The following is a 4569-nucleotide window of genomic DNA, read 5'->3' as shown; positions in this document are numbered from 1 at the left end:
GGCCCCCGGGCCGGGGCGTATGCCACAACCCCCCTAACGCTAACTTCTCGCGATTATTGCCCCCGGCGGGGCCCGGATAATTGAGCGGGGCGGGGCCCCGCGAACGCTGAATGACCCGCCACGTCTCAGCTCTCATCGACGGACAGATGCTATTCGGGGGTTGCAACGCGAATCGGGCGGGTGCCGATCTTTGCCCCTGTGACAGCATCCACGGCCACCGGCTCGATTTCTGCTCCTGTCTCAGCGTCGATGTATCGCGCCAACCGTCCTTCACCACGGTACTGGCGTCCCCACGCACCCAGTAAGACGAGCACCGGCAAGAAATCGCGGCCGGCGGCGGTCAGCACATACTCATCGCGCGGAGGCCGCTCCGAGTAGCGCCGCTTTTCCAGAAGTCCCTCCTCCGTCAGCGTCGCCAGCCGCCGGGTCAGAATGGTGGGGGCGATGCCCAGACTTTTGCGGAATTCGTCGAAGCGGTTGAGGCCCAGGCTCGCGTCGCGAAGGATCAACATGCTCCACGCATCGCCGACGCAGGTGAGGCCGCGGGCGATCGGGCAAGAGGTATCGGAAAGATTTTTCATGTTAGTATCATTTTGATAGTGACTTCATATCGAAATGATAGTAACATCCTTTTGAAATGCAATCCAGCACAAAGAAGGAGTGACTTCCATGAACAGGACCAACCTTGGCGTCCGCCATCCAGAACTCAACCGTCAGCGCGTGCAATCGGCGCATCGTGTCGCCGCGGCCCAGCCGAGATCGACATCGTCCAAACGGAGCGCCGCAATGATCAACCTCATCGGTGGCGCGGCGGCATTCCTCCTGGCTGCGTCCCCGTTGCATGCCGGCGAGCTGTCGGCCATGGCCGGGGAGAGTATCCATCTCGGCGGTTTTCACGGCGTCTTACACTATACCGACGAAAATGACGGCTATCGGGTGATCGCAACGATAGCCGATGGTGAGGCCGGGCTTCCGGTGCGCTTCTCGACCACGCTCGCTGAAGGGCAGTCGACCACGATATCCGTGCCGGGAAAATTGGGCGAGCCTGAGCAAAGTCTTGAGCTGTCGCGCTCGGGCGACAAGCTTACCGTCACCGAGGTGGGGGCGACCTCCAACCCGACAACTGGGGCCATTGCCGAGTAATGACCCTCATCGGATCGCCGGGGCGTGCGCCATTTGTGCGCGCGACCGACGCCGGTAATCCAGAACAAAGAAAGAAGCGATTTCCATGAACAAGACCAATCTAGGCGTCGCCCTGGTGACAGGGGCATCCACCGGCATCGGGCACGCAACGGCCAAGGCCCTGCAGAACGCGGGCTTTCGCGTGTTCGGAACCAGCCGTCGCGCGGTCGCTGCACGATCCGACGGCGTTACCATGCTGACCTGCGACGTCACCGACGACGCGTCCGTGGCGAAACTGGTCGATGACGTGCTGGCCGAAACCGGACGTATCGACCTGCTCGTCAACAATGCCGGCGTCGGCCTGCTCGGCGGTGCAGAGGAGTCCTCGACCGTCCAGGCTCAGGCGCTGTTCGACGTGAATGTCTTCGGCGTCCTGCGCGTGACCAACGCGGTTTTGCCGACAATGCGCCGTCAAGGGACGGGCAGGATCGTCAATTTGAGTTCGGTGTTGGGCTTGATCCCAGCACCCTATTCCGCGCTCTACGCGTCGACCAAACATGCCATCGAAGGTTATTCCGAATCGCTCGACCCCGAACTGCGCCCTTTCGGAATTCGCGTCGTGCTGGTCGAGCCCGCCTATACCCGTACGTCATTTGAAGAAAATCTCGCCAGGCCGGACCAGTTGCTTAAAATCTATGATTCTGCGCGCGCTGGAATGGATGTGATCCTGCGCAAGGCGATGGAAACAGGCGATGCTCCCGAAATCGTAGCCGAGACGGTCTTGAAAGCAGCGACCGAATCCGTTCCGAGGAGGCGCTATGCGGCGGGAAAAATGGCGCGCCAGGTCAGTTTCCTGCGCCGTTTCGTCCCGGCATCCGCATTCGACAAGAGCCTGCGTAAGCAGAACGGGCTGCCGGTCTGACGTCGACAATCACATCCTGCTTCGGTAGCCGGCAGGCCACAGCAGGCTGCTGTCGCTTCGGCAGGCGGCCTTGACGCAACTCGTCGCCCATTGTCGGGCCCCGGCGGTGGCAGGACTTGGAATCCGTGGCACGAATCCGCACACCTGAAGCCGCAGCGCCTCGTCCGCCAAAAAAACGGTGATTTACAAAATTAGATCAACAGTTTGCGTTATATACGCAAACTAGATCAGGACAGCGCCGGCTTGCCGAAAATCGTCTGCAGGAATTCGCCGAGCCAGCGCTTCAGATGCATGTCCCAGATCAGCCGGCCGCCGAGATGATCGCGGCCCGGCTGCGCGCCCGGCAATTCGAAGCGATGCGCGCCGCGAACCACCCAGCGCTGCATCATCGCCCGGGTCAATTCGCCATGGAACTGGATGCCCCAGGCATTGTCGCCATAACGAAAGGCCTGGTTGGGATAGGTTTCGGCCGTCGCCAGCAGCGTCGCGTCCTTCGGCAGCGAAAAGCCCTCGCGGTGAAACTGGTAGACCATCTCAGGCCAGCGCATCAGCTTCTTGCCGTCCTCCGTCGCTTTCAGCGGATACCAGCCAATCTCGACCAGCCCCTCGCCATGCCCCTCGACCTTGCCGCCAAGATGTTTGACCAGCATCTGCGCGCCGAGGCAGATGCCGAGCAACGGCCGGTTCTCCCTGAGCGGAACTTTCAGCCAGTCGGTCTCGCGGCGGACGAAATCGTCCTCGTCATTGGCGCTCATCGGTCCGCCGAACACCACGGTTCCGGCATGACCGTCCAGTGTGTCCGGCAAGGCATCGCCAAGCGGCGGGCAGCGGAGATCGAGGTCGAACCCCTCTTCGATAAGCATGTGGCCGACGCGCCCGGGGCTCGAACTCTCCTGATGCAGCACGATCAGGATTTTTGGTCTCGGCCTCGGCGTGGATGGCATGGGTATCCTGTCTATTCGTCGCTCGACGTTCCAGTGGCGCCCGGCGCTTCGGCGGCCGCCTTGCGGCGTGCCTCGACGCGGTCGTGGCGTTCGACATCCATCAGCTCGGCGACCCGCCAGACGATATTGTCCTCGAGTTCGTGCAATTCACCATCGGCATAGACGATCTCCCACATCAGGCCGATGAAGGCTTTTCGCGCGTCCGGATCGAGCTGACGCTTCAATATGCTGGTGAAGGCGTAGAGGTCGATCGCCTCATTGTCGGCCCGCTCGCCGGCAGCCGCCAGCGCGTCGAGCTCGTTGCCGCTGATCGAATAGCTTTCCGCCAGCACCGCCTTGAACCGCTCCCATTCGGCATCCTGACGCACGCCGTCGGCACTCATCACATGGTAGAGAAGGGCGGAAGCGGCAACGCGCGGATCATCGGCGTTGTTGCGGGCGCTCCCAGCTGCCGGCAGGTCCTTCAGAAACGACAGAACGCGTTCGAACATGTGATTCCTACTTCCCATCGGCCAAAACTATCAAGCTCAGCTGAATCAAAACAATCGAAACTTGCGTGGTGATTTTTGGTCTTCGTCGTCCGGATCGACGCCGGGATCGTCGGGCAGCCGGGCCAGTTCCTCCGCCGGTTCGACAGCTTCGGCATCCGGCGGCACCGCGGCAAACGCCGTGGCGTTGACCGGCGCAACATCGTCTTCGCCACTTTCAGAGGCCGCCGCAGTGGTCGGTCTTTCGGCCGAACCGGTGGGGTTCAGCTCGATCACATTTTCTTTTACCGGCTTGATGGGCGCCGCAATGGTTGGCACCGCGGCGTCCGGCGCTTCCTCATCACTGTCGATGAGCTGGCCGAGCCGCTCCATCGGCGCCCGCCACTCGAAGGCGTCGAGCTTGCCGGTGATCGGCGACACCGGCGCCCAGCGTTCGGAGACGATGCCGTCGGCAACCCAGGCCGGATCGCGCGGTGCACGCACTGCCTTGGACAAAAGCTGCCGCACCTTGCCCTGATCGCCGGTCTCGGCCTCCTCGATGTCGGCCAGAAGCAGATAGGCGCCTTCGCGGCGATCAATGCGAATGGCCGCCTCGGCCTCTTTGCGGGCGGTTGAAAAGTCCTGCGCGTCGAGTGCGGCGCGCGCCACCGCCAGCGACGATTCGGCGTGGTTCTTCTTCATCTCCTGCAGCTTCTTCGCCCGGTTCAGGCGGTCGAGCACGGCATCGCCCGGCCGGGCGTGGCTGTAAAGCTCCGCGATCTCCGGATGCGGCTCGGCTTTCCACGCGGTCTCGAGGATCTTCGCGCCCTTGCGCACATCATTCTGTCTGAACAGCAGTTTTGCTGCGATCACCGCTGCCGGCGCAAAATCCGGCCGCAGCCGGTTGGCTTCCAGAGCAGCGGTTTTGGCGGCATTGGGATCGCTGTCGATCAGCGCCTGCGCCTTTGCGGTGAGCAGCACGGCGCGACGCCGGTGGGCGGCGTCGCGCTCGATCTGCCGCGTTGACTTCTGCGCCTCGACCAGTTTCAGCGCGCCGTCCCAGTCGCCGCGCCCGGTCAGGTCTTCCAGCGTCGATTCGGCGGCCCAGGCCAGT

At 62.7% G+C, this 4569-nt stretch carries 6 protein-coding genes; 2 read left to right on the top strand and 4 right to left on the bottom strand.

What is annotated here, in order from left to right:
- Window positions 1-149: 149 nt before the first annotated feature.
- Window positions 150-581 carry a winged helix-turn-helix transcriptional regulator gene (locus NKH12_RS30015; protein WP_352956419.1) on the bottom strand — a complete coding sequence of 144 codons (432 nt, stop codon included), beginning with the start codon at window positions 579-581 and terminating at the stop codon, window positions 150-152.
- 88 nt (window positions 582-669) lie between these two features.
- Between NKH12_RS30015 and NKH12_RS30010 the strand changes: the two genes are divergently transcribed.
- Together NKH12_RS30010 and NKH12_RS30005 are read left to right on the top strand one after the other, a co-directional pair.
- The gene (locus NKH12_RS30010) at window positions 670-1143 is read left to right on the top strand and encodes a hypothetical protein (protein WP_352956418.1); all 474 of its coding nucleotides are present in this window, start codon (window positions 670-672) and stop codon (window positions 1141-1143) included.
- A gap of 85 nt (window positions 1144-1228) precedes the next feature.
- Window positions 1229-2044, top strand: a complete 816-nt coding sequence (locus NKH12_RS30005; protein ID WP_352956417.1) for an oxidoreductase — start codon at window positions 1229-1231, stop codon at window positions 2042-2044.
- 227 nt (window positions 2045-2271) lie between these two features.
- On the opposite strand, the gene NKH12_RS30000 is transcribed toward NKH12_RS30005, so the two are convergent.
- The 3 genes from NKH12_RS30000 to NKH12_RS29990 all read right to left on the bottom strand — a co-directional run.
- The gene (locus tag NKH12_RS30000) at window positions 2272-2988 is read right to left on the bottom strand and encodes a glutamine amidotransferase (protein WP_352956416.1); all 717 of its coding nucleotides are present in this window, start codon (window positions 2986-2988) and stop codon (window positions 2272-2274) included.
- An 11-nt stretch (window positions 2989-2999) separates the two neighbouring features.
- Window positions 3000-3479, bottom strand: a complete 480-nt coding sequence (locus NKH12_RS29995) for a tellurite resistance TerB family protein (protein ID WP_352956415.1) — start codon at window positions 3477-3479, stop codon at window positions 3000-3002.
- Window positions 3480-3524: 45 nt separating this feature from the next.
- Window positions 3525-4569, bottom strand: a 1045-nt coding sequence (locus NKH12_RS29990; RefSeq protein WP_502910865.1) for a heme biosynthesis protein HemY, incomplete at its 5' end; no start/stop codon positions are given.

The organism is Mesorhizobium sp. M1322 (assembly GCF_040318085.1).
Lineage (GTDB): Bacteria > Pseudomonadota > Alphaproteobacteria > Rhizobiales > Rhizobiaceae > Mesorhizobium.
Note: the sequence above shows the minus strand (reverse complement) of the source record. Positions and strands in the feature narration are given on the sequence as shown.